Genomic DNA, 24,532 nt, shown 5'->3' with positions numbered 1-24,532 from the left:
CGGCCGCCGGCGCCGGCCCCGATCTCGAGGCGCTGGAAAAGCTCTGCCGCCAGCGCAGCGTGCGCGCGATCTACACCATGCCCACGATGAACAACCCGCTGGGCTGGGTGATGGATCTGCCGCGCCGCCAGGCGCTGGTGGCCATTGCGCGCAAGTACGGCGTGATCCTCATCGAGGACGGCGCCTATGCGTTTCTGGCCGAGGACCCGCCGCCGCCGCTGGCCACGCTGGCGCCCGAATGCACGGTCTACATTTCAGGCTTCTCGAAGAACATCGCCGCCGGCCTGCGCGTGGGCTTTGTCGCCGCGCCGCTGCCCTGGGTCAGCAAGATGGAACGCGTGATACGCGCCACCATCTGGAACACGCCCGGGGTGATGACCGCGCTGGTCAGCAGCTGGATAGACGACGGCACGGTGGTGCGGCTTGAAGGCGAGAAGCGCCAGGATGCGCGCGCGCGCCAGCGGCTCGCCACGGAAGTGCTCGGGCCGCTGCCGCGCGTGGGCCACCCCGGCTCGTATTTCGTCTGGCTGCCGCTGGCCGAGGAAGTGCGCGCCGACCGCGTGGCCGTGGCGCTGATGCGCGAGCAGGTATCGGTATCGACGGCGCAGCCGTTCGCGACATCGGCCCATGTGCCGCATGCGATCCGGCTCGCGCTGGGCTCGGTCGCGCCCGACGCGCTGCGCCAGGCGCTGACCAAGGTGCGCCGCGCCATCGAGCAGCACACCGACTGTTGAACGCCGGCGCGGGGCCATTGCTGCCAAGGTGCACGCACCGCCGGCTGCAGCCCGCACAATGCCCGCTGTCGCCCGCGGCATCCCCCCCCGTTCTTCCCTGTTGCCTGACCATGCGCCTGTTTGCCGCCTTTCCCGCCTTTTTCCGCGACAACTATCCATCCGCCGAACGCCTGGGCGTGCCCGTGGCGCGCTGGCGCGCCAGCCTTTACCGCACGGTGTTCGAGACCAACACGCAGATGGGCAGGTCGTTCGAGCGCTATCTGACGCTGGCCATCGTGCTGAGCCTGGGCGTGGTGATCGCGCACAGCATTCCCGAGATCTCCCAGGGCTGGCGGCTGACGGCGCTGCGCGCGCTCGAGTGGCTGTTCACGCTGGCGTTCACCGTGGAATACGGGCTGCGGCTGATTTCGGTGCGCAAGCCCTGGCGCTACGCGCTGAGCTTCTACGGCATCGTCGACCTGCTGGCCATCATTCCAGCGTATCTCGCGATCTTCTATCCCGACGCGCAGTTTCTTGCCGTGGTGCGCGCGCTGCGCCTGGTGCGCACCTTCCACATCTTTCCGGTGCTGCGCGGCTTTCTCGACGAATACCTGATGCTGGGCCGGGCGCTGCAGGCCAGCGCGCGCAAGATCTTCGTGTTCCTGAGCGTGGTCGCGGTGCTGGTGTTCATCACGGGTACCTTGATGTTCGTGATCGAAGGGCCCGAACATGGCTTCACCAGCGTGCCCATGGGCATCTACTGGGCGATCTCCACCGTGACCACCGTGGGCTATGGCGACGTCACGCCAGCAACCTCGCTGGGCAGGTTCTTCGCTTCGGTGATGATGTTGCTGGGCTGGGGCATCCTGGCCGTGCCCACGGGCATTGTCGGCGCCGAGATCGCACGCAGTCCGCGCGCCAGCGGAACGCGCGCGCGCATGAAAGGCGTCGAATGCCAGGCCTGCGGCGAGAACCGGCATGAGGAAGATGCGCGCTTTTGCCGCCGCTGCGGCACGCGGCTGCAGCCTGCCATGGCACCCGCAGGGCAGGCGCAACCGGCTCCTCACGGCCACGCGCCAGCGACTGCCGAAGCGGACAGCACCTGCCGGCTGTAGGCCCGGCGCGCAAGCCCAAGCCGGCAGCCTGCGACATGGACCCGCGCCCCGTTGACAGGGGCCGGTGGCAGCCCACTACAATCGCTTCACTGCGCGTTTGCGCACGCCACCATTTCACCAATGCAGAGGGAGTTTTGACATGTCCAGCAATTCCGACGACGACAGCCAACAGCGGTTCGCGCTGGGCCTTGTGTTTGCCCTGATCGCCCTGATCGTCTCGACCGTGATCGGCACCGTGGTCTACCAGCGCGTGCTCAAGGCACCTTCCGCGGCAAGCGGCGCAGTCGTACCAGCCGTGCTGATCGTCGAAGAAGCGCTGGTGCGCGTCGACAACGGCGTGGTCAAGTTCTACTTCGCCACGGGCAAGGCCGATGTCGCCATCGGTGGCAATGTCGCGCTGGCCGACGTGGTGCGCGGCGTGACGAACGGCAAGCGCGCGCGCATTTCGGGCTTCCATGATGCGACCGGCGATGCCGCCGTGAATGCCGAACTGGCCAAGCAGCGTGCCCTCGCCGTGCAGGCTACGCTGCTCACGCTGGGCGTGGACCAGAACATGATCGAGCTGAGCAAGCCCGAAGAGACCCTGGCCGGCGGCAGCAATGCCGAGGCGCGCCGCGTTGAAGTGATTCTGATCGACTGACCGGTCTCTTCCACCCAGCAGCCAACCGGCAGCCTGCAAGGGCTTGCCGGTTTTTTTGTGCCCGCAGCAGTACCGGGAAAGCCCTGCGATGGCGGCGATGGAACTGCGTGCAGGTGCCAGTTACCAATGGACGCAAGGATAGGAATTCACACAACGCAACGCCTATAGGCAACCCAGGAGCAAGACTCATGAGCAGTGTTTCAGGTGGGCCGCTTCCGACTCTGGTCGATCTTTCACCCGCATCCACGGCGTCCTTCAAGCCCTTCAGCGCATTGGCCCAAGTGGCCGAAAAAATCGCGCGCGGTCTGGGCAGCATTTTCAAACGCATGGACTCGCAGCCGGCATCGTTTGGCCCGCAGTTCGGCGTGCGTTTTGCCAGCCAGGCGGCGCCAGGCACGACGCTCAACGGATACCGCGTGCTCGGCGACAAGGCCAAGGGCGTCGAGCCCGGGTTCACCGCGCTCAAGGACTGGCAAGCCGACGATGATGCCCACCTAAGACAGCCCGGCCATGCGCTGCATGGCGCCGCCAGGCAGTGGGTCGTGGAGCAGATGCGCGCCGGCGTGGGCCCCCATTGCCCGGTTCTGGCAGAGATAGTGCACGCGGCGGTGGAGCTGCTCGCGCGCGAAGGCGTTGGGGATGCCGCGCGCGCTGACATGCTCAAGGCCATGCAGGACCCGCAAAAAGGCAAGCTCCACTTCCTCATGTGCACCGACAGGCAGCTGGTGAACGAGATCAGCGAGCGCGCGCTCACTTTGCTGGTGGAGAACGACAGTCCCATCGAAACAGCGCATGTGCATGACGCGCTCAAGCAGCACCTGATGGAAACACAGCCGAAGTTCACCGAAAAGCACTACATCAAGCTGGACTACTACGAGGCCAACAAATCGCTGACCGGCAACTACACCATCCCCTACGCCAAGACCAAGACAATCGGGTACTTCCCCGTCGTGAGCAACCTGCTGCACAAGCTGGGCAAATCCATTTCGCCGCGTGAAATCAATCAAGGCGCGGTCAACGAGAAGCTGGCAAACGACCTGATGGGCGTGCTGGGCATGAAGACCCAGACGCTGGATCTGGTCAAGGCCACCTATGCCGACGGCACTCCCAAGCTGATGCTCGACAGCACGCACATCCAGGGCTTCAACGATTTCGACGGCAAAAAGGATGCCGCCAAGGGCAGCGTCTACATCAAGGACGGGGTACTGGTGAAGAACAGCCGGCTGCCCACGGATTTGCCCGGCGAGTTCAACGGCCCGCCGCAGCTGCATGCCGGCATCGAGGAACTGGGCGACAAGAAAGTGATGATGCTGCTGCTTGCCGATCGCGACGCCCTGGGCAGCAATGGCGGCAACAAGGGGTATGTGGCCAACCAGTTCTTCGCCATAGACCCCGGCCATGCGCTTGAAGAAAAGTTGCTGAGCAAGCGTGGCGATGTCAAGAGCGATCTGTCCTTTGACCCGGCCTCGGCAGCGGGACCCAGGGACTACAAGAACTTCAGCATCTTCGACCAGTCGACCTTTGCCCAGAAGATGGAAGGCGTGCGCAAGCTGCAGCAACTCCAGGGGCGCGACAGCGCATTGTTTGACGAATACGCCAAGCAATACGGCCCGGAGAACGGCAGCGAGGCGCTGGACTTTCGTGACCAGCTGCTCGCGACCCAGGCGCAGTACATTGGCCGCAGAAACGACATACTGCAGACCTTCTCCAGCCGCCTGGCGGTCGACAACTACGCGTTTGGCGCGCAGGTCGACAACGACCCCGCGCTCAAGCGCAACTACCGCGACCAGACGCTCAACCTGCTTGACGGCCTGGAGAAGCTCACGTCGACCACCGTGGGCCGCGCCGACGGCAAGAAGGACGGCGTTCGCCTGAACATCCCGCAGGTGCGCAAGCCCGCAGACCGCAAGGCATGGGATGTGCGCCAAAACGGCGACAACATCGTCTTCAGCTTCCATGGAAAGCCTGCGGAAGCCAGGAAGATGCTGGAGACGCTCAGGGATTTCTGCCGCCAGACCAGCGTCCAGTCGTTGCCGGACTTCGCGACCGACGGCGCCGGCGCCATCACGCTGAGCGTGCCCAGGGACCAGATACTGCAGGCGCAGTCAGCCCTGGACTACAGCCGGATCATGCAATACAAGCACGGCTGATCGCCGCCCTTCACTTTCTCATTGGAAGCCTTCATGAACGCCGTCGCATCCTCGCAGCCCTACTCGCCCCAACAGGTCCTGGCCCAGGCCTTCGACCTGGAGCCGGCGCTGCTTTTCAGTGAAACCGGCCAGGGCCAGATACAGCTCGACGGCGCCTTGCTGCATCTGCAGCTCTATCAGGAAAATGCCAACGTGCTGCTGCTGATGGCCGACCTGGGACAGCTGCCGGCCAACGACCGGCGCGTCATTTACCAGCAGATGCTGGTCGCCAACAGCGGCTGGAGCGCGCTGGCCGGCGGTGCGCTATGCACCAATGAGAGCGGCGAGCGCGCGCTGCTGCGGCTGCGGCTCGATCTGAACACGCTTGACAGCGAAAAGCTGACCCATTGGCTCACGGCCTTTGTGACTGCGGCCGAGCATTGGGCCGCGCAACTGGGGGCTGCCTCGCCGGTCCACGATCAGCACGCAGGCGCCATCACGGCGTCGCCGCAGAGCGTCGCCTTCCTCCACCCCATCCATCTGGCCTGAGCCGCGCAAGAACATGCCCACTCTCGATTTTCCAGGATTGGTACAACGCTACTGTCAGTCCGTGCGCCTGCCTTCGCCTGTGCTGGACAATGGCGCACTGTGCGTGATCGAGCCCGAAGACAGCAGCGCCGTGATTCTTGCCTGGGACGAGGAGCGCGACGATGTCGTGATCATCGTCCCGCTGGACACCCGGTCCGCCGAACTCGACAGGCAACAAGCCCATGACATTCTTTGTGCGGCTTTCGTCGGGCAGAACCTGCGCGGCGCGGCCGTGGGCATAGACCCGACGACGGGCGTGCTGACGCTGTGGCGCCGGCTGGCCGGCGAAGCCGCGAGCCTGTCGCGGCTGACGCTGGACATCCGCAACACCATCGAGGTGGCGCAGGAACTGCGGCGCTGAAACCGCTGCGCGCTCAGAGCTGGAAGCCGACGGTGCGCACCATGCCTTCGAAGATATCGCGCGGCCACGACGGCCGGCGCAGCACATAGGGATCGGCGCCGGCGAGCAGCGCCTCGTGCCAATCCTGCAGCCACTGCACTTCGGCCCGGCCGTAGAACGCGGTCATGGCCTCGTAGTTGAGGAACAGGCTGCGCGCGTCGAGGTTGAGCGAGCCGCTGAGCGCCCATTCGCCATCGACCAGCACGCATTTGGCGTGCAGCATGCCGGGCAGCAGATGGATTTCGGCGCCGGCCTGAGCAAGCTGGCGCAAGGCGCGCTCGCGCGCCCAGTCGGCGAGGCGGTGGTTGGAACGCCGCGGCAGCAGCAGACGCAGGCGCACGCCGCGCCGGCAGGCCAGCGTCCAGGCAGCGAGCAACGCATCATCGGGAACGAAATACGGCGTCACCGCGACGATGCTTTCGCGCGCCTGGAACGCCGCGGACAGCAGCAGCGCGTGCAGCGTGTCGTCGGCATGATCGGGGCCACTGGGAATCCACTGCGTCCAGGACTGGCCCGGCGCGGGCGCGAGCGCCGCGGGCCGCACCACCGCGGGTGCACGGTGCTTCTTGCGGTGGATGCGCCCCGGCGCGGCGCGCCAGTCGGCGTCGAACTGCGCCAGCGCCTGGGCCGCGAGCGGGCCTTCGACGACAAAGCCCAGGTCTATCCAGGGCGGCGCGCCGTTCTTGCCGATGAAGTATTCGTCGGCAAGATTGCGCCCGCCGCTCCACAGCAGCCGGGCATCGGCAACCACGAGCTTGCGGTGGTTGCGCAGGTTGAGCCGGCCGTAGAGCGGGTTGTGCAGCAGCGGCATGAAGCGCCGCACGGCAATGCCCATGCCGCGCCAGTCGCGCAGCAGCGTGCGCGGCGTCTGCAGGCTGCCGATGGCGTCGATCAGCACGCGCACCCGCACGCCGCGCGCGACGCAGCGCTGCAGGGCCTGGGCCACCTGCTCGCCCGTGGTGTCGGCGGCCAGCACATAGGTGCTGAGCACCAGTTGATCCTGTGCGCTGTCTATCGTCGCGAGCAAGGCCGCGAGCGCCTCTTCGCCGCTCGACTGGAACTGCACACGCGTGTTGCGCATGGCTTCGGGCAGGTCGAGCGCACGCAGCAGGCGGGCCACCCATTCGGGCGGCGCCGTGCCCGCGTCTTCCACGCCATCGCCCAGATAGCCCTGGTCGCCCCAGGTCTGCGGCGCCGGCAGCGCCGCCGGCTGGCGCTGGACGGGGCGCAGGAACTTGCGGCTGCCTATGAGCAGGAACAGCGGCAGCGCGCCGTAGGGAAAGGCGATCATGGCCACGACCCAGGCCAGCGCGGCCGAAGGGTGGCGGCGCTGCTGGCCTATGCGCGTGGCCACCATGTAGACCAGCAGGCTCGCGATGACCACGATGCTGTGGCCCAGGCCCGAAAGCAGCGCCAGCGTGGTCAGGTGAAAGGTCAGCAGGTTCATGCCCCCAGCATAGCGGCTGTCGCCTTGCGGGCGCTGCGTGCCGGCCCTACGGCGGCCCCGCCGCGGCGTGGGCCAGCGCGAACGGGCCCAGCCAGGGCTGCCGTGCATCGACCACGGTGGCGCGCGCTGCGGCCCTGGCCAGCAGCCACCAGCGGGTCTCGTTGTGCGGGCCCTGCTCTATGCCGTCCTGCAGCACCGCGAGCCCGTGCAGCGTGGCCGCGAGCGCCGGCCCCAGGCAGGCCAGCGCCTGATCGTGCGCCGCCGCGACGGCCTGGGCCGCGGCGCCGGCCGAGGTGCTAGGCTGCAGGGCCAGATGCGGCAGATGCTGGCGCAACCAGGGAGCGGCCTCCTGCAAGGCCACGGGGTGGGCGCAGACCGCCTGCAGCTGCGCCAGCGCGACACCGGGGCGCGCCATCAGGCTGTAGCCCAGCTGCAGCCGGCATTCGCCCACGACCTGCAGCACGGGGCCAGGCAGCTGGCGCCAGGTCTCTTCAAGCAGCGCCAGCAATTGCGGCAGATAAGGCGTGGCGCCGACCAGGCGCGTGCTCACGGGCAGGCAGACCGCATCGACCAAGCCCTGGGCCAGCGCCTGCAGGGCTTCGTCTGCAGCCATGGCCTGCATTGCGGGTCCGGGCTGCAACTGCGCAGCATCGCGCCACTGCAGACAGGCCTGATGGGTCCAGGTACCGGCCGGCCCGAGATAGGCCAGGCGCCGGCCGGGCGCGCGCAGCGCATCGGGCCAGCGCGAGTAGACGCCGGGCGCGCAGCCCGGTTTCATGCGGGCAGCAGCGCCAGCACTTTCTCGGGCGGACGGCACAGCGCCGCGCCGCGCGGCGTGACGACGATGGGCCGGTTGAGCAGCACCGGGTGGGCGGCAACCGCGGCAATCAGCTGGGCATCGGTGACCGCGGGTGCCTCGAGCTGCAGTTCGGCGTGGACCGTCTCCTTGCTGCGCAGCAGATCGCGCACCGGCATCTGCAATTGCGCGATCAGCGCCGTCAGCGCGGCGGCATCGAGCGGCTGGGCGATGTAGTCGACGATGGTCGGCTCTATGCCGCGCTCGCGTAGCAGCGCCAGCGCACCGCGCGAATTGCTGCAGCGGCTGTTGTGGTAGATGGTGACCGGGAAATCCGTGGTGGGGGAAGAAGGGTTCTGGCTCATGGCACCAGTTTACCCAGCGCCCGTCACTTCGAACGCAGCGTGCGGCTCAGCATGATCACCGGCACCAGCCCCACGGCGACCAGCGCCAGCGAGGGCAGCGCGGCTTCGCCCAGGCGCTCGTCGCGCGCGAGCTGGTAGGCGACCACGGCCAGGGTGTCGCTGTTGAACGGCCGCAGCACCATGGTCGCGGGCAGCTCCTTCATCACGTCGACAAACACCAGCAGCGCCGCCGCGGCCGTGGAGCGCTTGAGCAGCGGCCAGTGCACGCGCGCCATCAGGCCCCAGCTGCCCGTGCCCAGCATGCGCGCCGAATCATCGAAGCTCACGGGAATGCGCGCATAGCCGCTTTGCATGGACTGCAGCGCGACCGCGCAAAAGCGCACCAGATACGCCCAGACAATGCCCGTGGCCGTGGCCGTGATCAGCGATGCCAGGCCCCAGTCGGGCGCGGCCGCCTGCAGCCAGCCCACGGGCAGCAGCAGGCCGACGACAATCACCGCGCCGGGCACGGCATAGCCCAGGCTGGCAAGCTGCACCACGCCACGCGTGAGCGCGTCGGGGCGGCGGCGCACGGCAAAGGCCAGCGCCAGCGCGATCGCCACGGCCAGCACCGCGGTGATGCCGCCCAGGCGCACGCTGTTCCAGGCCCAATCGAGAAAACGCGACCAGGGCAGCACCGACCAGTCGGCCGCCAGCGGGCGCAGCATGAAGAACACCGGCGCGACAAAGCCCATCAGCACCGGCAGCAGGCAGACCAGCCAGGCGATGGCGGCATGCGTGCCGCGCAGGCGCATAGGCTGGGCTTCGGCCGAGCCCGCGCGGCCCACGCCGTTGGTCACGAAACGCATGCGCCGCTGGGCGCGCACTTCGACCTGCAGCAGCACTACCACCAGCACCAGCAGGAAGGTGGCGAGCTGCGCCGCGGCAATGCGGTTGTCCATCGACAGCCAGGCCTTGTAGATGCCGGTGGTGAACGTCTGTATGCCGAAATAGCTCGCGACGCCGAAATCGGCCAGGGTTTCCATCAGCACCAGCGCCACGCCCGCGGCCACGGCCGGGCGCGCCAGCGGCAGCGCCACCGTGAGAATGCGCCGGCGCAGCGGCGCGCCCAGCAGGCGCGCGGCTTCCATCAGGTGCGCGGCGCGCTCGCCCAGCGCGGTGCGCGCCAGCAGATAGACATAGGGATAGAGCGAGAAGATGAACACCCAGACCGCGCCGCCCAGGCTGCGCACTTCGGGCAGCAGCCGGCCTTCGAGGCCGTAGGTTTCGCGCAACCAGACCTGCAGCGGGCCGCTGAACTGCAGGAAATCGGTATAGGCATAGGCAGTGACGTAGGCCGGCATGGCCAGCGGCAGCAGCAGCAGCCATTCGAGCGTGCGCCGGCCGCGGAAATCAAACAGCGTGACCATGGCCGCGGCCACGGTGCCGACCACGGCCGCGCCCAGCGCCACCATCAGGCCCAGCCAGACCGTGGTCCAGACATAGCCGGGCAGCACGGTGGACGCCATTTCGCGCAGGATGGGACCGGCCTGGGTGTCGGTGCCGCCCCAGGGCAGCCAGGCGGCGAACACCGCGAGCACCGGCAAGGTGAGCAGCAGCGCCAGCAGGATCAGGGGCAGGGAGCGGAAGGCAAGAGTGATGCGGCGCAAGATATAGCTCGGCTGGGGGAGTGAGGCACGGGAGCTGCGGCGTCGGCCAGGGCCTTTCGCGCAAATGCGAATTCTAAGCATTTGCACCGCCCTACAATCAAGGAATGTTTCTCAAGGTCTCCCAACTCGGGGTGCGCTATGCCGGCCGCCCGCAGGCCGCCGTCCAAGGCGTTTCATTGAACCTGAACGCCGGTGACATCGGCGTGCTGATCGGCCCCTCGGGCTGCGGCAAGACCACCTTGCTGCGCGCCGTGGCCGGGCTCGAGCCCGTGAGCAGCGGCGAAATCCGCCTGCAGGACCAGATCGTCAGCAGCGCCACGGTCTCGCTGCCGCCCGAACAGCGGCGCATAGGCATGGTGTTCCAGGACTACGCGCTGTTCCCCCATCTGAGCGTGGGCGCGAACGTGGCCTTTGGCATCCACACGCTGCGCAAGAGCGAGCAGGCGCAGCGCGTTGCCGAAGTGCTGACGCTGGTGGGCCTAGAAGGCAGCGCCGCGCGCTTTCCCCACGAGCTGTCGGGCGGACAGCAGCAGCGCGTCGCGCTGGCGCGCGCGCTCGCGCCGCGCCCGCAGCTGATGCTGCTCGACGAACCGTTTTCCAACCTCGATGTCGACCTGCGCGAACGCCTGGCGCACGAAGTGCGCGCCATTCTGAAAGCTGCGGGCGCGACCGCGCTGTTCGTGACCCACGACCAGCTCGAGGCCTTTGCCATCGGCGACGTGATCGGCGTGATGAACCACGGCGAGCTGCACCAATGGGACGACGCCTATACGCTGTACCACCGGCCCGCGACGCGCTTTGTCGCCGATTTCATAGGCCACGGCGTGTTCCTGCCAGCGCGCCTGGTGATGCGTGAGCACGGCGTGGTCGCGCAGACGCCGCTGGGCGAACTCAGCGATCTGGACGAATGCCCGCTGCCCGCAAGCTACCCCGATGGCGAATGCGACGTGCTGCTGCGCGCCGACGACGTGGTGCATGTCGACGACGCGCCGGTCAAGGCGCAGATCGTGCGCAAGTCATTCCGCGGCTCGGAATTCCTCTACACCATGCGCCTGGCCAGCGGCCAGACGGTGATGGCCCATGTTCCCAGCCACCACAACCATGAGATCGGCGAGTGGGTGGGAATGGCGCTGGCGATGGAGCATGTGGTGGCGTTTCCCAGGGAAAAGTAGCGCCTGTCTGAGGGCAGGCCGTTCATCCTTCGACAAGCTCAGGACGAACGGGGGCAGTAACTGGAGAACCCTATGGGCTTCTGGGTCTACATGCTGCGCTGCCATGACGGCAGTTATTACACCGGGCATACCGATGCGCTGGAGCGGCGGATTGCGGAGCACGCTTCCGGCGCTTTCACCGGTTGCTACACCTTCCAACGACGGCCTGTAGAGTTGGTCTTTGCGCAGGAAGTTGCCACGCGGGAAGAAGCGCTTGCGGCTGAGCGGCGCATTAAAGGCTGGAGTCGCGCGAAAAAGGAAGCAATGATTCGCGGGGACTGGGACGAAGTCTCGAGGCTGGGACGTTCATCCTTCGATCCTTCGGCAGGCTCAGGGCTCAGGACGAACGAGGATTGAACACCCTGCTCTATTTAAGATTTTCAACCTTCTCCACCCCGTTCGCCCTGAGCCTGTCGAAGGGCGTTTCAGGGCGCAGCCTGCTACAGGCAAACCCTGAACAAGACCTACTTCCGCCCCAGCAACTTATCCAGAAACTGCTGAGCCCGCTCGCTCTGCGGATTGGAAAAGAACGCATCCGGCTGCGCCTGCTCGATGATCTGCCCCTGGTCCATGAACACCACGCGGTCGGCGACCGAGCGCGCGAACTCCATTTCGTGGGTCACGCAGACCATGGTGATGCCCTGGCCCGCGAGTTCGACCATCACGTCCAGCACCTCGTGCACCATCTCCGGGTCCAGCGCCGAGGTGGGCTCGTCGAACAGCAGGATCTGCGGCGCAAGGCACAGCGCGCGCGCGATCGCCACGCGCTGCTGCTGGCCGCCCGAGAGCTGCTGCGGAAACTTGTGCGCCTGCTCGGCAATGTGCACGCGCTCCAGTTGCGCCAGCGCCTGGGCTTCGGCCTCGGCGCGCGGCAGCTTGCCGACATTGCGCGGCGCCAGCGTCAAATTGTCGAGCACGCTCAGGTGCGGGAACAGATTGAACTGCTGGAACACCATGCCCACGCTGCGGCGCACCTGCTGCACCGCGCGCAGGTCTTCGCGGCCTTCGACGGCCAGCGCCACGCCGCCCACCGTCAGGCTGCCTTCCTGGAAAGGCTCGAGCGCGTTGATGCAGCGAATCAGCGTCGACTTGCCCGAGCCCGAAGGGCCGCAGACCACGAGGCGCTCGCCGCGCGCGATCTCCAGGTCGATGTCGCGCAGCACGTGGAAGTCGCGCCCGAACCATTTGTTCAGGCGCTCGAAGCGGACCATGGGAGTGTCTGGCATGCAGCTCTTCTTTCAACGGGCCAGGCCGCGTGCATGCCGCTGCTCGACCCAGAGGCTGTAGCGTGACATGGCCGCGCAGACCACAAAATAGATGGCGGTGATGAACAGGTAGCCCTCCACCATGAACGGGCGCCACTCGGGGTCGCCGCTGAGCGCCAGGCCCAGCGATCCGGTCAGCTCGTAGAGGCTCACGATGGTGATCAGCGAGCTGTCCTTGAAGATAGAGATGAAGCTGTTCATCAGCCCCGGCACCACGGCGCCCAGCGCCTGGGGCAGCACCACCAGGCGCTGCGTCTGCCACCACGACAGGCCTATGCTGTTCGCGGCTTCAAGCTGGCCCTGGGGCACGGACTGCAGGCCGGCGCGCACGGTCTCGGCCAGATATGCCGCGGCAAACAGCGCTATGCCCAGCAGCACGCGAATCAGCACGTCGGGCGTAGCGCCCACGGGCAGGAACAGCGGAAACAGAAAGCTCGCCATGAACAGCACCGAGATCAGCGGCACGCCGCGCACCAGCTCGATGAACAGCGCGCACAGGCCGCGTATCGCGGGCATGCGCGAGCGCCGGCCCAGCGCCAGCAGCACCGCGAGCGGACAGGCCAGCACGATGGACAGCGTGGTCAGCATCAGCGTCAGCGGCAGCCCGCCCCAGCGCTCGGTGGGCACTTCGGCCAGGCCGGCGACGCCGCCGCGCATCAGCGCGAAGAACACTGCCCAGACCAGCACCCAGGCCAGCACCAGCCAGCGCGTCCAGAAACGCCGCATGCCGCTGGCAATCACCAGCGCCAGCAGCAGGCCGGTGGCCAGCACCGGGCGCCATTGCTCTTCGAGCGGGTAGCGGCCCAGCAGTATCAGTCGGTGCTTCTCGGTGATCACGCCCCAGCAGGCGCCCAGGCCGCGCGCGGCCTGGCAGGCGTCGGCATCGGCCTGCCAGACGGCGCGCCACAGCAGCCAGTCGAGCGCGCCGGGCAGCGCCCACAGCGCCCAGGCGAGCAGCGCCAGCGTGGTCAGCGTGCTGACCCAGCTGCCGAACAGTTCGCGCCGCACCCAGGCGCGCAAGCCGCCTGAACTGGGAGGAGCGGGCCGGGCAGGAATCGTTTCGCAAGGCTGCATGCTCATGGCTCCTGGCGCGCGAGATCGCGCTGGTCGAGCCGGCCCATCAGCAGCGCGGTGGCCAGCGACAGCGTGAGGTAGACCAGCATCACGATGGCAATGCACTCGAGCGCGCGGCCGGTCTGGTTGAGACTGGTGTTGGCAATCGACACCAGATCGGGGTAGCCCACGGCCACGGCCAGCGAGGAATTCTTGGTCAGGTTCAGGTACTGGTTGGTCAGCGGCGGCGCCATCACGCGCAGCGCCTGCGGGCCGGTGACCAGGCGCAGCGTCTGCCAGCGGCTCAGTGCAATGCTTTGCGCGGCTTCGATCTGGCCGCGCGGCACGGCGGCAATGCCGGCGCGCACCACTTCGGCAATGAAGGCCGCGGTGTAGAACGTCAGGCCCGCGAGCACCGCGAGAAATTCGGGCGACAGCGCCGCGCCGCCGTCGATGGCAAAGCCGTCGATGACGGGAACGCTCCAGTGCCAGCCATCCGCGCCGTGCACGGGAAAAGGCAGCACCAGCCCCGACTTGCTGAGAAACACCGATTGGCCCCAGGTCCAGGCTTCGGTGGTGTCGGGCAGGTATTCGACCAGCAGCAGATACCACACCAGCAGCTGCACCAGCAGCGGAACGTTGCGAAACAGCTCGACATAGCCGCGGCACAGCGCGCGCACCGGCAGGTTGCGCGAGAAGCGCCCCACCCCGACCAGCGCGCCCAGCAGCGTGCTGAGCACGATGCCCGCGAGCGCCACGCGCAGCGTGTTGAGCAGGCCGACGACAAACGCGCGCAGGTAGGTGTCGGTGGACTCGAACGCAATCGGCTGTTCGCCTATGTCGAAGCCCGCAGTCTGGCGCAGAAAATCCCAGCCGCTGCGTATGCCGCGCGCGGCCATGTTGGCCTGGGTGTTGTAGACCAGCCAGCCGAGCAGCGCCACGACGCCCAGCAGCGCCAGCAGCTGCCAGACCCGCGCGCGCGTTGCGGGGTGGTGCCAGGACCAGCCCGGGCGCGCGCGCGCCGGCGCGCGCCGCGCGGGAATCAAGGCTGCCGGGCGCGGTTCGCTCATCGCACCGGCAGGGCGTACATCAGGCCGCCGTCGGTCCAGAGCTTGTTCTTGCCCCGGGCCAGGCCGACCGGCGTCTTCTCGCCGACGTTGCGCTCATAGATCTCGCCGTAGTTGCCCACGGCCTTGATCGCGCGCACCAGCCATTCCTTGTCCAGGCCCAGCAGCTTGCCCGTGTCCTCGGTCTTGCCCAGCAGGCGGCCAATGGTCGGGTCGGTGGTATCAAGCTTGAGCTTGTCGACGTTCGCCTGGGTGATGCCGTTTTCCTCGGCCTCGACCAGACCGTGCACGACCCAGCGCACCACGGCCAGCCACTCGTCGTCGCCGCGGCGCACCAGCGGGCCCAGCGGCTCCTTGGAGATCAGGTCGGTGAGAATCACATGCTCCTTCGAGTCCTTGGCTTCCTTGGCGCGCACCGAGGCCAGGCCCGAGGCATCGGTCGTATAGGCCTGGCAGCGGCCCGCGAAATAGGCGGCGTTGGCGGCGTCGAACTTGTCGAACACCACGGGCTTGAGGTTGAGCTTGTGGATGCGCGAGAAGTCGGTCATGTTCTTCTCGGACGTCGTTCCGGCCTGCACGCAGACCGTCGCGCCCTTGAGCTGCTTGGCGCTTGTCACCTTGGTCTTGGCCGGCACCATGAAGCCCTGGCCGTCGTAGAACACCACGGCCGTGAACGCCAGTCCCATGGACGCGTCGCGCGTCAGCGTGACCGAGGTGTTGCGCGACAGCACATCGACTTCGCCCGACTGCAGTGCGGTGAAGCGCTGCTGCGAGACAAGGGGCACCCACTTGACCTTGCCGGCATCGCCCAGCAGCGCCGCGGCGATCGCCTTGCCCACGTCCACGTCGAGACCGCTCCACTGGCCCTTGCTGTCGGCGGCCGAGAAGCCCGGCACGCCGCTGCTGATGCCAATGCTGATCTGGTCGCGCTGCTTGATGGTGTCTAGCGTCTTGCCCGCATGGGCCGTGGTCGCCGCGGCCAGCGCCAGGGCCAGCAGGGATAAACGGGAAATTTTCATGGATGCACCTGTAGCTGTGATGTGAAAAAGCGCTGCGCGCAGCGTAACGCAAGCGCTGCGTTCTGCGCGGGACTTCAGGCCTGTAGGTTATCGCGGATTTCCGCGACCCCTATGCGCGAAAAACGACTAAGCGCGCCGGAGACGGTCGACTTCGGCCTGCAAGTCGCGTGCCCAGGTGCGGCGGTCGCGGCCGTCGGCGGTCTGGGCCTGGCCGTAGCCTACACGCGCAATGATCGCCGGCGCGCTGAGCGTGCGCCAGACCGAAGTCCACAGCGGCGTATCGCCCGCGTAGATCGGCGCTTCGCTGTCCTCGCCCGTCGCCGGGTCGATGAAGCGCAGGCCCAGCGGCTGCACGGGCGCGCCCGACTGCAGCGCGGCTTCGATCAGATTGGCGCGAAACGGCAGCAGTTCGCGGCCTTCGCCGGTCGTGCCTTCGGGGAACACCGCCAGCACATCGCGCTGCGCCAGCGCCTGGGCCATGACGTTGACCATGCGCAGCGTGTCGCGGCGCGAGTTGCGATCGATGTAGAGCGTTCCGGCGGCGCGCGCCAGCGTGCCCAGCACGGGCCAGGAGGCGACATCGGCCTTGGAGATGAAGCGGCAGTGGCGCGCGGCGTGCAGCACGGGAATGTCCAGCCACGACAGGTGATTGGCGACCAGCAGCACCGGCCCGCCCACCGGCGGCGTGCCATGCACCTGCAACTCGACGCCCACGCGCGGCAGCAGGCCGCGCGCCCAGGCCTGGACATGGGCGTTGCGCTGCTCCACCGACAGGCGCGGAAAGCGCGTGAAGATGACCCACAGCCCATGCAGCAGATGGCCTGCGAGGCGCAGCAGGCGCGCGCTGGCGCGGCCGCGCCGCGCCCAGCCGGACTCAGCCACGCTCGAAGGCAATGCGCCCCGCGACCAGCGTGCAGCGCACGCGCGCCGGCAGTTCGTAGCCGCCAAACGGCGTGCACTTGCCCTGGCTCACCAGCGCTGCGGGCGTGACTTCCCAATGCGCGTCCGGATCGACGATGCACAGGTCGGCGGCACCGCCCACCTGCAGCTGGCCGATCTGCTCCCTGAGCTCGCCCAGCGCCGTGCCCAGCACGCGCGCGGGCGCGGCGGTGATCACTTCAATGGCGCGCGCCAGCGGCACTTGCTGCGCCTGCGACCACTTGACGGCCAGCGACAGCAGCAGCTCGACGCCGGTGGCGCCGGGTTCGGCTTCGGCAAACGGCAGCACCTTGGCGTCGTCATCGACGGGCGTGTGATCGGACACCAGCGCGTCTATCGTGCCGTCGGCCAGCGCGGCCGACAGCGCGTCGCGGTCGCGCTGCTGGCGCAGCGGCGGGTTCAGGCGCGCGCTGCTGTCGAAGTAGCCGATGTCGGTATCGGTCAGGTGCAGCGAATTGATGCTGACGTCGGCGGTGACGCTCAGGCCTTCGGCCTTGGCGCGGCGCACCAGCTCGACGCCCGCGGCGCTCGACAGCCGGCACAGGTGAACGCGCGCCGCCGTGCCGCGTATCAGCTCGAAGATCGTGTGCAGCGCAATCGTCTCGGCCGACACCGGCACGCCCGACAGGCCCATGCGCGTGGCCAGCGGGCCGCTGGCCGCCACGCCCTTGCCCAGGTGCATTTCCTGCGGGCGCAGCCACACGGTGTAGCCATAGGTCGCAGCGTACTGCAGCGCGCGCTGCAGCGTCTGGGTGCTGGCCAGCGGCACATCGGCCTGGCCGAAGCCCACGCAGCCCGACTCGGTCAGCTCGTTCATCTCGGTCAGCACTTCGCCGGCCAGGCCGCGCGTGAGCGCGCCCAGCGGGAACAGCCGCGACTGGTGCAGCTTCTCGGCGCGGAACTTGAGCATCTCGACCAGGCCCTGCTCGTCAAGCACGGGGTCGGTGTCGGGCGGGCAGACCAGGCTGGTCACGCCGCCGGCAACGCTGGCCGCCATCTCGCTTTGCAGCATGCCTTCGTGTTCGTGGCCGGGCTCGCGCAGGCGCACGGCCAGATCGACCAGGCCGGGCAGCACCCAGCAGCCCTTGGCGTCGATCACGCGATCGGGCGCGAAGCCCGCGGGCTGGGCGCCGATGGCGGCGATGCTGCCGGCGTCGACCGCGATGTCGCAGACCTGGTCAAAGCCCCGGGCCGGGTCGATGACGCGGCCGTTCTGGATCAGTAGTTTCATACTTCACACCCAATGCCCCGTCCGGTCACGGACGGCTAGCAAAAATTTCAAGTCAAAAATTGATGGCCTATGAAACTGGCGCTCGCCAGCACGGGGACACCGAGGAAGGGCCGCCCCGCACCGAAGGTGTCGTCCCCCTCCACCGAAGGATGAGAGGGGGAAGCGGGGGCCGGCCATCCGGCGCAGCCGCTCAGGGGGTGCTTCAAGCCTCATTGCCGGCAACAATGGACATCACGGCCATGCGCACGGCAATGCCGAACGAGACCTGCGACAGGATCACGGCCTGCGGGCCGTCGACCACTTCGGAGTCGATCTCGACGCCGCGGTTGATAGGTCCGGGGTGCATCACGATGGCGTCGGGCTTGGCCAGGCGCAGCTTCTCGGCCGTGAGGCCGAAAGCCTTGAAATATTCCTGGCTCGAGGGCAGCAGCGCGCCGGTCATGCGTTCGTTCTGCAGGCGCAGCATGATGATCACGTCGGCGTCGCGAATGCCTTCTTCCAGCGTGTGGAACACGCGCACGCCCATCAGCGACAGGTCGGAAGGCACGAGCGTGCGCGGGCCGACGACGCGCACTTCGGCCGCGCCCAGCGTGGTCAGCGCATGGATGTCGGAGCGCGCCACGCGCGAGTGCAGCACGTCGCCGACGATGGCCACGCGCAGGTTGGAGAAGTCCTTCTTGTAGTGCCGGATGGTGTACATGTCCAGCAGCCCCTGCGTGGGGTGGGCATGGCGGCCGTCGCCGGCGTTGACCACATGTACATGCGGGGCCACATGCTGGGCCACGAGGTAAGGCGCGCCCGACTCGCCGTGGCGCACGACAAAGATGTCGGCGGCCATGGCCGACAGGTTGGCAATGGTGTCGAGCAGCGACTCGCCCTTGCTTGCCGAGCTGCGCGCGATGTCCAGATTGAACACGTCGGCCGACAGGCGCTTGGCCGCGATCTCGAACGTGGTGCGCGTGCGCGTGCTGTTCTCGAAGAACAGGTTGAACACGCTCTTGCCGCGCAGCAGCGGCACCTTCTTGACTTCGCGGTCGTTGACGCTGACGAAGTTGGCCGCGGTGTCGAGGATATGCGTCAGGATGTCCTTGGACAGGCCTTCGGTCGACAGCAGGTGAATCAGCTCACCGTTCTTGTTGAGCTGGGGATTGCGCTTGTACAACACGGTCAGGCCTCTTGGATGCGGAAATGGAAGCGTCCCTGGTCGTCGCGCGCCAGCGCCAGCGCCTGGGCCGGCGGCAGCGCGATGCGCGCCGCGGCGAAGTCGGCCTGGATGGGCAGCTCGCGGCCGCCGCGGTCGACCAGCACGGCCAGGCGCACGCAGTCGGGCCGGCCGTAGTCATAGAGTTCGTTGAGCACGGCGCGTATGGTGCGGCCCGTGTAGAGCACGTCGTCGAGCACCAGGATGTCGGCGCCGTTGACGTCGAAGTCGATCTGCGTCTGGGCGCTGGTGGCCATGCCGCGCTGCGCGAAGTCGTCGCGGTGCAGCGCCGACGACAGCACGCTGGGCGTGCCGGGCAGGTTCAGGTCCTTGTGCAGGCGCTCGACCAGCCAGGCGCCGCCCGAAGTGATGCCCGCCAGGCGCGTCGACGCTCCCATGAGGCTGCGCACGCCGCGCAGCAGTTCACGGTACAGCGCCTCGGCGTCGAGCACCAGGCTGCCGCTGCCGGCGCCGCCGGCGATGGGATCGTTCATGGAAGACTCCTCAGAAACTGTTCAAGAATGATGCAGGCCGACGCGGCGTCGGCATCGCGCGCACCGCCCGAAATGGCTTCGGTGGTGCTGTAGCGCTCGTCGACTTCGAACACCTGCAGGCCGAAGCGTCCGCGCAGCTGGCGGCCGAACTTGAGCGCGCGCGCGGTGTTCTCGTGCGCCGCGCCGTCGGGGTGGTAAGGCACGCCTATGACCAGCGCGTCGGGCTCGAATTCCTTGATGCGCGCCGCGACCTGCAGCATCCGCGCATCCGCGCCTTCGGCCTTGATCGTCGCCTGCGGAGTCGTCAGCCCCATCATGCGGCTGCCCGTGGCCACGCCCGTGCGCTTGGTGCCGAAGTCAAAGGCCAGGAAACTCTGGAAATGCGCGGGCACGACCACGGCGGCGCGCAGCGGCGCATCCGTGGAGGCGCGCGCGGGCGACGGTGCCGCAGGCACCGTGTCGGGAGAATCGCTCATGCGTGCCCCACTTCCGGGGACAGCGACCAGGCCTGCAGGCCCAGAAGGCCCAGGGCACGGTCGTAGCGCTCGGCGACGGGCGCCTCGAAAATCAGCGCCACGTCGGCGCCCACCGTGAGCCAGGTGTTTTCGGACAGCTCGGATTCAAGCTGACCCTCGCCCCACGAGGCATAGCCCAGCGAGACGAACACCCGGCGCGGGCCGGCGCCGTTGGACAGCGCTTCGAGCACATCCTTGGAGGTCGTCATTTCAAGACCTCCGGGAATGGTCATGGTCGAGGCGTAAATGGACTCGTCGGACGGAATGCTGCCTTCGGCCGTGAAGGCCTCGTGCAGCACGAAGCCACGGTCGGTCTGCACCGGGCCGCCCCGGTACACCATGTCGGTGCGCAGGTCTTCGCGTCCGAGGGAAAGATCGATCTTGTCGAGCAGGCCTTCAAGGCTCAATGGCATGGGCTTGTTGATGATCAAGCCCAGAGCGCCACGCTCACTGTGCTCGCACAGGTACACCACGCTGCGCGAAAAAGACTCATCTTCGACGCCGGGCATGGCGATCAGAAAATGGTGCGTCAAGTTGATAGGCGCAGAATCAGCGGGCATTCCTAGATTTTAACGGTGATCCATGGCACTTTCGGGACCTGTGGGCTTGGTCTGGTTGCGACGCGACCTGCGCACGCGCGACCACGCCGCCCTTTTTCATGCCTTGCGCGGCTGCGCGCAGGTGCATTGCGTCTTTCTTTTCGACGACGCCATCCTCGCGCCGCTGGCGCGCGCCGACCGGCGCGTCGAGTTCATCCACGACAGCCTGGCCTGTGTCGATGTCCAGCTGCGCACGCTCGCCGGCCAGGCCGACGCCGGTCTGATCGTGCGCCAGGGCCTGGCCGAAGAGGAAATTCCGCGCCTGGCGCAGCAGCTGGGCGCCACGGCGGTGTTCGCCAACCACGATGACGAGCCCCAGTCGCTGGCGCGCGACGCGCGCGTGCGCGCTGCGTTGCAATCGGCGGGCGTGGCGCTGCACACCTACAAGGACCATGTGATCTTCGAGCGCGACGAAGTGCTGACGCTTGCGGGCGCGCCGTTCAGCGTGTTCACGCCCTACAAGAACGCCTGGCTGCGCAAGCTCAACGCTTTTTATCTGTCGTCCTACCCGGTGGAGCGCTATGCCGCCCACCTCGCGCCCCGGCCCGCGCAATATCGCCACCTGCCCACGCTCGCCGAGACAGGCTTCGAGCCCACCAATCTGCACCAGCTGGCACTGCCCACGGGCAGCGTCGGCGCGGACCAGCTGCTCGCCGACTTCGTGCCGCGCCTGGCGCAATACGGCGACACGCGCGATTTCCCGGCCGTCAAGGGCCCGAGCTATCTGAGCGTGCATCTGCGCTTTGGCACGGTGTCGATACGCGAACTGGCGCGCCTGGCCTGGACCGAATCGTCGCAGCACCAGAGCCCGGGCGCGGCCGTGTGGCTCAGCGAACTGGTGTGGCGCGACTTCTATCACCAGATCCTGGCCCATCATCCGCGCGTGGTGACCCAGGCTTTCAAGCCGGCCTACGACGCCATCGCCTGGGAAAGCGGCGCCGAGGCCGAACGCCTGTTTGCCGCCTGGTGCGAAGGCCGCACCGGCTACCCGCTGGTCGACGCGGCCATGGCCCAGATCAACCAGACCGGCTACATGCACAACCGGCTGCGCATGGTCGTGGCCAGCTTTCTGGTCAAGGACCTGGGCATCGACTGGCGCTGGGGCGAGCAGTACTTCGCCGAGCAGCTCAATGATTTCGATCTCGCGGCGAACAATGGCGGCTGGCAATGGGCGGCCTCCACGGGCTGCGACGCCCAGCCCTACTTCCGCATCTTCAACCCCATCAGCCAGAGCGAGAAGTTCGATGCCGCGGGCCGCTTCATCCGCCGCTATCTGCCGCAGCTCGCCGCCCTGCCCGACAAGCTGATCCACGCGCCGTGGAAGGCCGGGCCGCTGGAGCTGGCGGCGGCAGGTGTGTCGCTGGTCGATGCAGGCGAAGCGCTGGGCGCTTCAAGCTATCCGCGCCCCATCGTGGACCATGCCGAGGCAAGGGATCGCACGTTGGCGCGGTTTTCCGTGGTCAAAGGGGCCGTGGACTCTCAATAAACAGCGGCGCTGGCTCAGCACGAACGCTTGGTCCGTTCGGGCTGAGCCTGTCGAAGCCCCGGTATTCAGCCGTTCACTCCGCGCCAATCACTTACGCAACCGACGTGGTATGAGCCATTGCCAACGCAGCGTAGTGCTGCACCAGACTCAGCAGTTCCTCATCCGAATACGGCTTGCCCAGATAGTGGTTGACGCCGATCTGCTGCGCATGTTCGCGGTGCTTTTGCGCAATGCGTGACGTGATCATGATGATGGGCAGATCGTGCAGCCGCGCATCGGCGCGGATGTTGCGCGCCAGATCGAAGCCGTCCATGCGCGGCATTTCGATGTCGGACAGCACCACAGCCGGGCGCGCGCCCTGCAGTTTTTCTAGGGCCTGCAGGCCGTCGGATGCGACCTCGACACGATAGCCTTCGCGCTGCAGCAGGCGCTGGGTCACGCGGCGCACGGTGATCGAATCGTCGACCACCAGCACCAGCGGCACCTCGCCCGCGCCCGCGGCCTGCGGCTGCACCGTCGCCACGCCATCGCCGTCGGCCAGCGGCTGCGGCGCGCGCGCGGGCTGGCGGCGCAGCTGCTCGCGCACCCGTTCGCCATACACGGTGGCCAGGGCCACCGGGTTGTAGATCAGCACCACCGCGCCCGAGGCCAGCACCGACATGCCGGTCAGACCCGGCAGACGCGCGAGCTGCGGGCCCAGAGGCTTGACCACGAGTTCCTGATTGCCCAGCACTTCATCCACATGCAATGCGAGCCGCTGGGCCGCGCTGCGGAAGATCACCACGGCGCGCGTCTTGCCCACGTCTTCGAGGCTTTGCGGCGACGACTGCCACAGCGCTCCGCCCCAGAAGAACGGCAGCGTTTCGCCGCTGGCAGCGTCTTCAAGCTGACCACTGCGGTAGGCCTGCTCCAGCGGCGCCAAAGGCACGCGGCGCACGATTTCCACCAGGTTGGCGGGAACGCCCACGGCGAACTGGCCCACGCGCAGCATCACCACCTGCGTCACCGCCGTGGTCAGCGGCAGCACCAGGCCGAACGAGGAGCCCGCGCCCGGCGTGCTGTGGGTCTCGATGCGCCCGCCCAGCGCGTTGACTTCGGAGCGCACCACGTCCATGCCTATGCCGCGCCCCGACACGCCCGTGACTTCGCTCGCCGTCGTGAAGCCCGGCTGGAAGATCAGCTGGCCGGCCTGTTCGGCCGTGATGTCGGCATCTTCGGCCACGAGGCCGCGCGCCACGGCCACGGCCTGGATGCGCTTGAGGTCCAGGCCCGCGCCATCGTCGTCGAAACGCACGCGCACGTCGTTGCCTTCGTGCTGCAGCGTCACGCTGATGGTGCCGGTCGCATCCTTGCCCTGCGCCTGGCGCTGCGCGGGCAGCTCGATGCCATGGGCCACGCAGTTGCGCAGCAGGTGTTCGAAGGCCGGCACCATGCGGTCGAGCACGCCGCGGTCCATCTCAATCGTGCCGCCGACGATGTTGAGCCGCACCTGCTTGCCCATTTCCTTGGACGTCTGGCGCACCACGGCGTAAAGGCGTTCGGAAATCGCGTCGAATTCCACCATGCGCGTGCGCAGCAGGTCGCGCTGCAGATCGCGCGCCTGGCGGCCCTGGGCGACCAGGTCGTCTTCGGCCGCGGCCAGATCGCGCTGCAGATTGCGCTGCACCGTGGCCACATCGTTGACCGACTCGGCCATCATGCGCGTGAGTTCCTGCACGCGCGTGAAGCGGTCGAACTCCAGCGGATCGAAGCCCGCGGCGGAGTCCTTGGACAGCGCCAGCCGCGACTGCATCTGCGTCTCGGCCTGGACTTCGATGTCACGCAGCTGCTGGCGCAGGCGCTCCAGGTTGCCGTTGAGGTCGTAAAGCGAGGCGCGCGCCTGCACCAGGCGCGCATCGATACGCGAGCGTGCAATCAGCACTTCGCCCGACTGGTTGATCAGCCGGTCGAGCAGCTGGCCGCGCACGCGCACCGACTGCTGCGAGGCCGAGCGTGCGGCCGTGAGCGGAACGATAGGCGTGAAGGTCGGCGCGCGCAGGCCTTCAATGCGTTCACGCGCCGGCTCGGGCGTCTCGGCCGCAGCGACAGGCGCCGCGGCGATGTCGTCGCCGAGCGCGCGCAATGCCGCGAAATGGCCGTTGAGGATGTCGAAGCTGCCCAGCAGCGGTTCGATCTGCGCGGCCTGCGCTTCCTGCGCGTCTATGTGTTCAATCGCCGACTCGAGCCGGTGGGTGATTTCGCCCAGGCGCATCGCGCCCGCCAGGCGCGCACTGCCCTTGAGCGTGTGCAGCGCGCGCAGGCTGGCATTGCGCGCTTCGAGGCGCTGCGGATGCGCGGCCCAGTCGCGCAGCGCCGTGCCCAGCACCGGCAGCAGCTCGGCCGCCTCTTCCTCGAAGATAGGGAACAGGTCGGGATCGAGCGCGTCCAGCACTTCGATGTCGTCATCGATGGCGCTGTCCAGGGCCATGGCCGGCTGCAGCACGGGTTCCGCCGCAGATTCGGGTTCGGCCGCAGATTCTCGTTCGAGTTCGGGTTCGGCCGCAGATTCGGGTTCAGCCGCAGATTCGCGTTCGAGTTCGGCTGCAGATTCGGGTTCGGCCGCCTGCACTG

24 protein-coding genes are annotated in these 24,532 nt (G+C 67.7%); 9 read left to right on the top strand and 15 right to left on the bottom strand.

The window, feature by feature from the left end:
• The 6 genes from RR928_RS05950 to RR928_RS05925 all read left to right on the top strand — a co-directional run.
• Nucleotides 1-734: PLP-dependent aminotransferase family protein (locus RR928_RS05950; protein ID WP_332681770.1), on the top strand; the 734-nt coding region annotated here is incomplete at its 5' end.
• A gap of 110 nt (nucleotides 735-844) precedes the next feature.
• The gene (locus tag RR928_RS05945) at nucleotides 845-1,828 is read left to right on the top strand and encodes an ion transporter (protein ID WP_332681768.1); all 984 of its coding nucleotides are present in this window, start codon (nucleotides 845-847) and stop codon (nucleotides 1,826-1,828) included.
• 139 nt (nucleotides 1,829-1,967) lie between these two features.
• On the top strand, nucleotides 1,968-2,468 hold the full coding sequence (locus RR928_RS05940) for an OmpA family protein (RefSeq protein WP_332547632.1): 501 nt from the start codon (nucleotides 1,968-1,970) through the stop codon (nucleotides 2,466-2,468).
• A gap of 188 nt (nucleotides 2,469-2,656) precedes the next feature.
• A complete protein-coding gene (locus tag RR928_RS05935) occupies nucleotides 2,657-4,618 on the top strand; it encodes a hypothetical protein (protein WP_332681765.1) in 1,962 nt (653 codons plus the stop codon).
• Nucleotides 4,619-4,651: 33 nt separating this feature from the next.
• A complete protein-coding gene (locus RR928_RS05930; RefSeq protein ID WP_332534840.1) occupies nucleotides 4,652-5,146 on the top strand; it encodes a type III secretion system chaperone in 495 nt (164 codons plus the stop codon).
• 13 nt (nucleotides 5,147-5,159) lie between these two features.
• Nucleotides 5,160-5,546, top strand: a complete 387-nt coding sequence (locus RR928_RS05925; RefSeq protein WP_332534842.1) for a type III secretion system chaperone — start codon at nucleotides 5,160-5,162, stop codon at nucleotides 5,544-5,546.
• 13 nt (nucleotides 5,547-5,559) lie between these two features.
• Here the strand turns inward: RR928_RS05925 and RR928_RS05920 are convergent, their stop codons facing one another.
• Genes RR928_RS05920 through RR928_RS05905 form a run of 4 tightly spaced genes read right to left on the bottom strand, consistent with a single transcriptional unit; the run spans nucleotide 5,560 to nucleotide 9,845 of the window.
• Entirely contained in the window at nucleotides 5,560-7,032 is a 1,473-nt protein-coding gene (locus RR928_RS05920; RefSeq protein ID WP_332534844.1) for a phospholipase D-like domain-containing protein, read from the bottom strand.
• A gap of 46 nt (nucleotides 7,033-7,078) precedes the next feature.
• Nucleotides 7,079-7,810 (bottom strand): prephenate dehydratase domain-containing protein, encoded by a 732-nt coding sequence (locus tag RR928_RS05915; protein WP_332534846.1) that lies wholly within the window; start codon nucleotides 7,808-7,810, stop codon nucleotides 7,079-7,081.
• Nucleotides 7,807-8,193 (bottom strand): arsenate reductase (glutaredoxin), encoded by a 387-nt coding sequence (gene arsC / locus RR928_RS05910; RefSeq protein WP_332534848.1) that lies wholly within the window; start codon nucleotides 8,191-8,193, stop codon nucleotides 7,807-7,809. Before arsC ends, RR928_RS05915 begins: the two co-directional genes overlap by 4 nt.
• A 23-nt stretch (nucleotides 8,194-8,216) precedes the next feature.
• The gene (locus tag RR928_RS05905; RefSeq protein ID WP_442881584.1) at nucleotides 8,217-9,845 is read right to left on the bottom strand and encodes an ABC transporter permease; all 1,629 of its coding nucleotides are present in this window, start codon (nucleotides 9,843-9,845) and stop codon (nucleotides 8,217-8,219) included.
• Nucleotides 9,846-9,946: 101 nt separating this feature from the next.
• Here RR928_RS05905 and RR928_RS05900 point away from each other — a divergent pair, with 101 nt between their 5' ends.
• Together RR928_RS05900 and RR928_RS05895 are read left to right on the top strand one after the other, a co-directional pair.
• Nucleotides 9,947-11,014, top strand: a complete 1,068-nt coding sequence (locus tag RR928_RS05900) for an ABC transporter ATP-binding protein (protein WP_332534852.1) — start codon at nucleotides 9,947-9,949, stop codon at nucleotides 11,012-11,014.
• A gap of 72 nt (nucleotides 11,015-11,086) precedes the next feature.
• Nucleotides 11,087-11,410: a GIY-YIG nuclease family protein gene (locus RR928_RS05895; protein WP_332534853.1), complete on the top strand. Its 324-nt coding sequence runs from the start codon at nucleotides 11,087-11,089 to the stop codon at nucleotides 11,408-11,410.
• Nucleotides 11,411-11,517: 107 nt separating this feature from the next.
• On the opposite strand, the gene RR928_RS05890 is transcribed toward RR928_RS05895, so the two are convergent.
• The 10 genes from RR928_RS05890 to RR928_RS05845 form a co-directional block, all read right to left on the bottom strand.
• The gene (locus tag RR928_RS05890; RefSeq protein ID WP_332534855.1) at nucleotides 11,518-12,279 is read right to left on the bottom strand and encodes an amino acid ABC transporter ATP-binding protein; all 762 of its coding nucleotides are present in this window, start codon (nucleotides 12,277-12,279) and stop codon (nucleotides 11,518-11,520) included.
• Between the two features lie 12 nt (nucleotides 12,280-12,291).
• The gene (locus tag RR928_RS05885) at nucleotides 12,292-13,392 is read right to left on the bottom strand and encodes an amino acid ABC transporter permease (RefSeq protein ID WP_332534857.1); all 1,101 of its coding nucleotides are present in this window, start codon (nucleotides 13,390-13,392) and stop codon (nucleotides 12,292-12,294) included.
• A 2-nt stretch (nucleotides 13,393-13,394) separates the two neighbouring features.
• Nucleotides 13,395-14,441: an amino acid ABC transporter permease gene (locus RR928_RS05880; RefSeq protein ID WP_332534859.1), complete on the bottom strand. Its 1,047-nt coding sequence runs from the start codon at nucleotides 14,439-14,441 to the stop codon at nucleotides 13,395-13,397.
• The gene (locus RR928_RS05875; protein ID WP_332547625.1) at nucleotides 14,438-15,457 is read right to left on the bottom strand and encodes an amino acid ABC transporter substrate-binding protein; all 1,020 of its coding nucleotides are present in this window, start codon (nucleotides 15,455-15,457) and stop codon (nucleotides 14,438-14,440) included. Before RR928_RS05875 ends, RR928_RS05880 begins: the two co-directional genes overlap by 4 nt.
• A 126-nt stretch (nucleotides 15,458-15,583) precedes the next feature.
• Nucleotides 15,584-16,339 (bottom strand): lysophospholipid acyltransferase family protein, encoded by a 756-nt coding sequence (locus tag RR928_RS05870; protein ID WP_332681758.1) that lies wholly within the window; start codon nucleotides 16,337-16,339, stop codon nucleotides 15,584-15,586.
• Nucleotides 16,332-17,627: a dihydroorotase gene (locus RR928_RS05865; RefSeq protein WP_332547623.1), complete on the bottom strand. Its 1,296-nt coding sequence runs from the start codon at nucleotides 17,625-17,627 to the stop codon at nucleotides 16,332-16,334. Before RR928_RS05865 ends, RR928_RS05870 begins: the two co-directional genes overlap by 8 nt.
• Before the next feature lie 202 nt (nucleotides 17,628-17,829).
• Nucleotides 17,830-18,792, bottom strand: a complete 963-nt coding sequence (locus tag RR928_RS05860; protein WP_332534864.1) for an aspartate carbamoyltransferase catalytic subunit — start codon at nucleotides 18,790-18,792, stop codon at nucleotides 17,830-17,832.
• A 2-nt stretch (nucleotides 18,793-18,794) separates the two neighbouring features.
• A complete protein-coding gene (gene pyrR / locus RR928_RS05855; protein ID WP_332534866.1) occupies nucleotides 18,795-19,322 on the bottom strand; it encodes a bifunctional pyr operon transcriptional regulator/uracil phosphoribosyltransferase PyrR in 528 nt (175 codons plus the stop codon).
• Nucleotides 19,319-19,798 carry a Holliday junction resolvase RuvX gene (ruvX, locus tag RR928_RS05850; protein WP_332534867.1) on the bottom strand — a complete coding sequence of 160 codons (480 nt, stop codon included), beginning with the start codon at nucleotides 19,796-19,798 and terminating at the stop codon, nucleotides 19,319-19,321. The genes pyrR and ruvX overlap by 4 nt, the downstream gene beginning before the upstream one ends.
• A complete protein-coding gene (locus RR928_RS05845; protein ID WP_332534869.1) occupies nucleotides 19,795-20,397 on the bottom strand; it encodes a YqgE/AlgH family protein in 603 nt (200 codons plus the stop codon). The genes ruvX and RR928_RS05845 overlap by 4 nt, the downstream gene beginning before the upstream one ends.
• 22 nt (nucleotides 20,398-20,419) lie before the next feature.
• On the opposite strand from RR928_RS05845, the gene RR928_RS05840 reads away from it, so the two are divergent.
• Complete coding sequence (locus RR928_RS05840; protein WP_332547622.1) at nucleotides 20,420-21,922, top strand: cryptochrome/photolyase family protein; 1,503 nt, start codon at nucleotides 20,420-20,422, stop codon at nucleotides 21,920-21,922.
• A gap of 91 nt (nucleotides 21,923-22,013) precedes the next feature.
• Here the strand turns inward: RR928_RS05840 and RR928_RS05835 are convergent.
• Nucleotides 22,014-24,532 (bottom strand): hybrid sensor histidine kinase/response regulator (locus RR928_RS05835; protein ID WP_332681754.1); only part of this gene is annotated, 2,519 nt, incomplete at its 5' end.

The sequence above is a fragment of the Comamonas sp. genome, assembly GCF_036666375.1.
Classification (GTDB): domain Bacteria; phylum Pseudomonadota; class Gammaproteobacteria; order Burkholderiales; family Burkholderiaceae_C; genus Comamonas.
This window is presented reverse-complemented; position numbering and strand designations above follow the sequence as displayed.

Bases quoted from the DNA above. Each gene is read 5' to 3' on its own strand.
- RR928_RS05945 (WP_332681768.1), top strand. From the start codon at position 845: ATGCGCCTGTTTGCCGCCTTTCCCGCCTTTTTCCGCGACAACTATCCA.
- RR928_RS05940 (WP_332547632.1), top strand. From the start codon at position 1,968: ATGTCCAGCAATTCCGACGACGACAGCCAACAGCGGTTCGCGCTGGGC.
- RR928_RS05935 (WP_332681765.1), top strand. From the start codon at position 2,657: ATGAGCAGTGTTTCAGGTGGGCCGCTTCCGACTCTGGTCGATCTTTCA.
- RR928_RS05930 (WP_332534840.1), top strand. From the start codon at position 4,652: ATGAACGCCGTCGCATCCTCGCAGCCCTACTCGCCCCAACAGGTCCTG.
- RR928_RS05925 (WP_332534842.1), top strand. From the start codon at position 5,160: ATGCCCACTCTCGATTTTCCAGGATTGGTACAACGCTACTGTCAGTCC.
- RR928_RS05920 (WP_332534844.1), bottom strand. From the start codon at position 7,032: ATGAACCTGCTGACCTTTCACCTGACCACGCTGGCGCTGCTTTCGGGC.
- RR928_RS05915 (WP_332534846.1), bottom strand. From the start codon at position 7,810: ATGAAACCGGGCTGCGCGCCCGGCGTCTACTCGCGCTGGCCCGATGCG.
- arsC (WP_332534848.1), bottom strand. From the start codon at position 8,193: ATGAGCCAGAACCCTTCTTCCCCCACCACGGATTTCCCGGTCACCATC.
- RR928_RS05900 (WP_332534852.1), top strand. From the start codon at position 9,947: ATGTTTCTCAAGGTCTCCCAACTCGGGGTGCGCTATGCCGGCCGCCCG.
- RR928_RS05895 (WP_332534853.1), top strand. From the start codon at position 11,087: ATGGGCTTCTGGGTCTACATGCTGCGCTGCCATGACGGCAGTTATTAC.
- RR928_RS05890 (WP_332534855.1), bottom strand. From the start codon at position 12,279: ATGCCAGACACTCCCATGGTCCGCTTCGAGCGCCTGAACAAATGGTTC.
- RR928_RS05885 (WP_332534857.1), bottom strand. From the start codon at position 13,392: ATGCAGCCTTGCGAAACGATTCCTGCCCGGCCCGCTCCTCCCAGTTCA.
- RR928_RS05880 (WP_332534859.1), bottom strand. From the start codon at position 14,441: ATGAGCGAACCGCGCCCGGCAGCCTTGATTCCCGCGCGGCGCGCGCCG.
- RR928_RS05875 (WP_332547625.1), bottom strand. From the start codon at position 15,457: ATGAAAATTTCCCGTTTATCCCTGCTGGCCCTGGCGCTGGCCGCGGCG.
- RR928_RS05865 (WP_332547623.1), bottom strand. From the start codon at position 17,627: ATGAAACTACTGATCCAGAACGGCCGCGTCATCGACCCGGCCCGGGGC.
- pyrR (WP_332534866.1), bottom strand. From the start codon at position 19,322: ATGAACGATCCCATCGCCGGCGGCGCCGGCAGCGGCAGCCTGGTGCTC.
- ruvX (WP_332534867.1), bottom strand. From the start codon at position 19,798: ATGAGCGATTCTCCCGACACGGTGCCTGCGGCACCGTCGCCCGCGCGC.
- RR928_RS05845 (WP_332534869.1), bottom strand. From the start codon at position 20,397: ATGCCCGCTGATTCTGCGCCTATCAACTTGACGCACCATTTTCTGATC.
- RR928_RS05840 (WP_332547622.1), top strand. From the start codon at position 20,420: ATGGCACTTTCGGGACCTGTGGGCTTGGTCTGGTTGCGACGCGACCTG.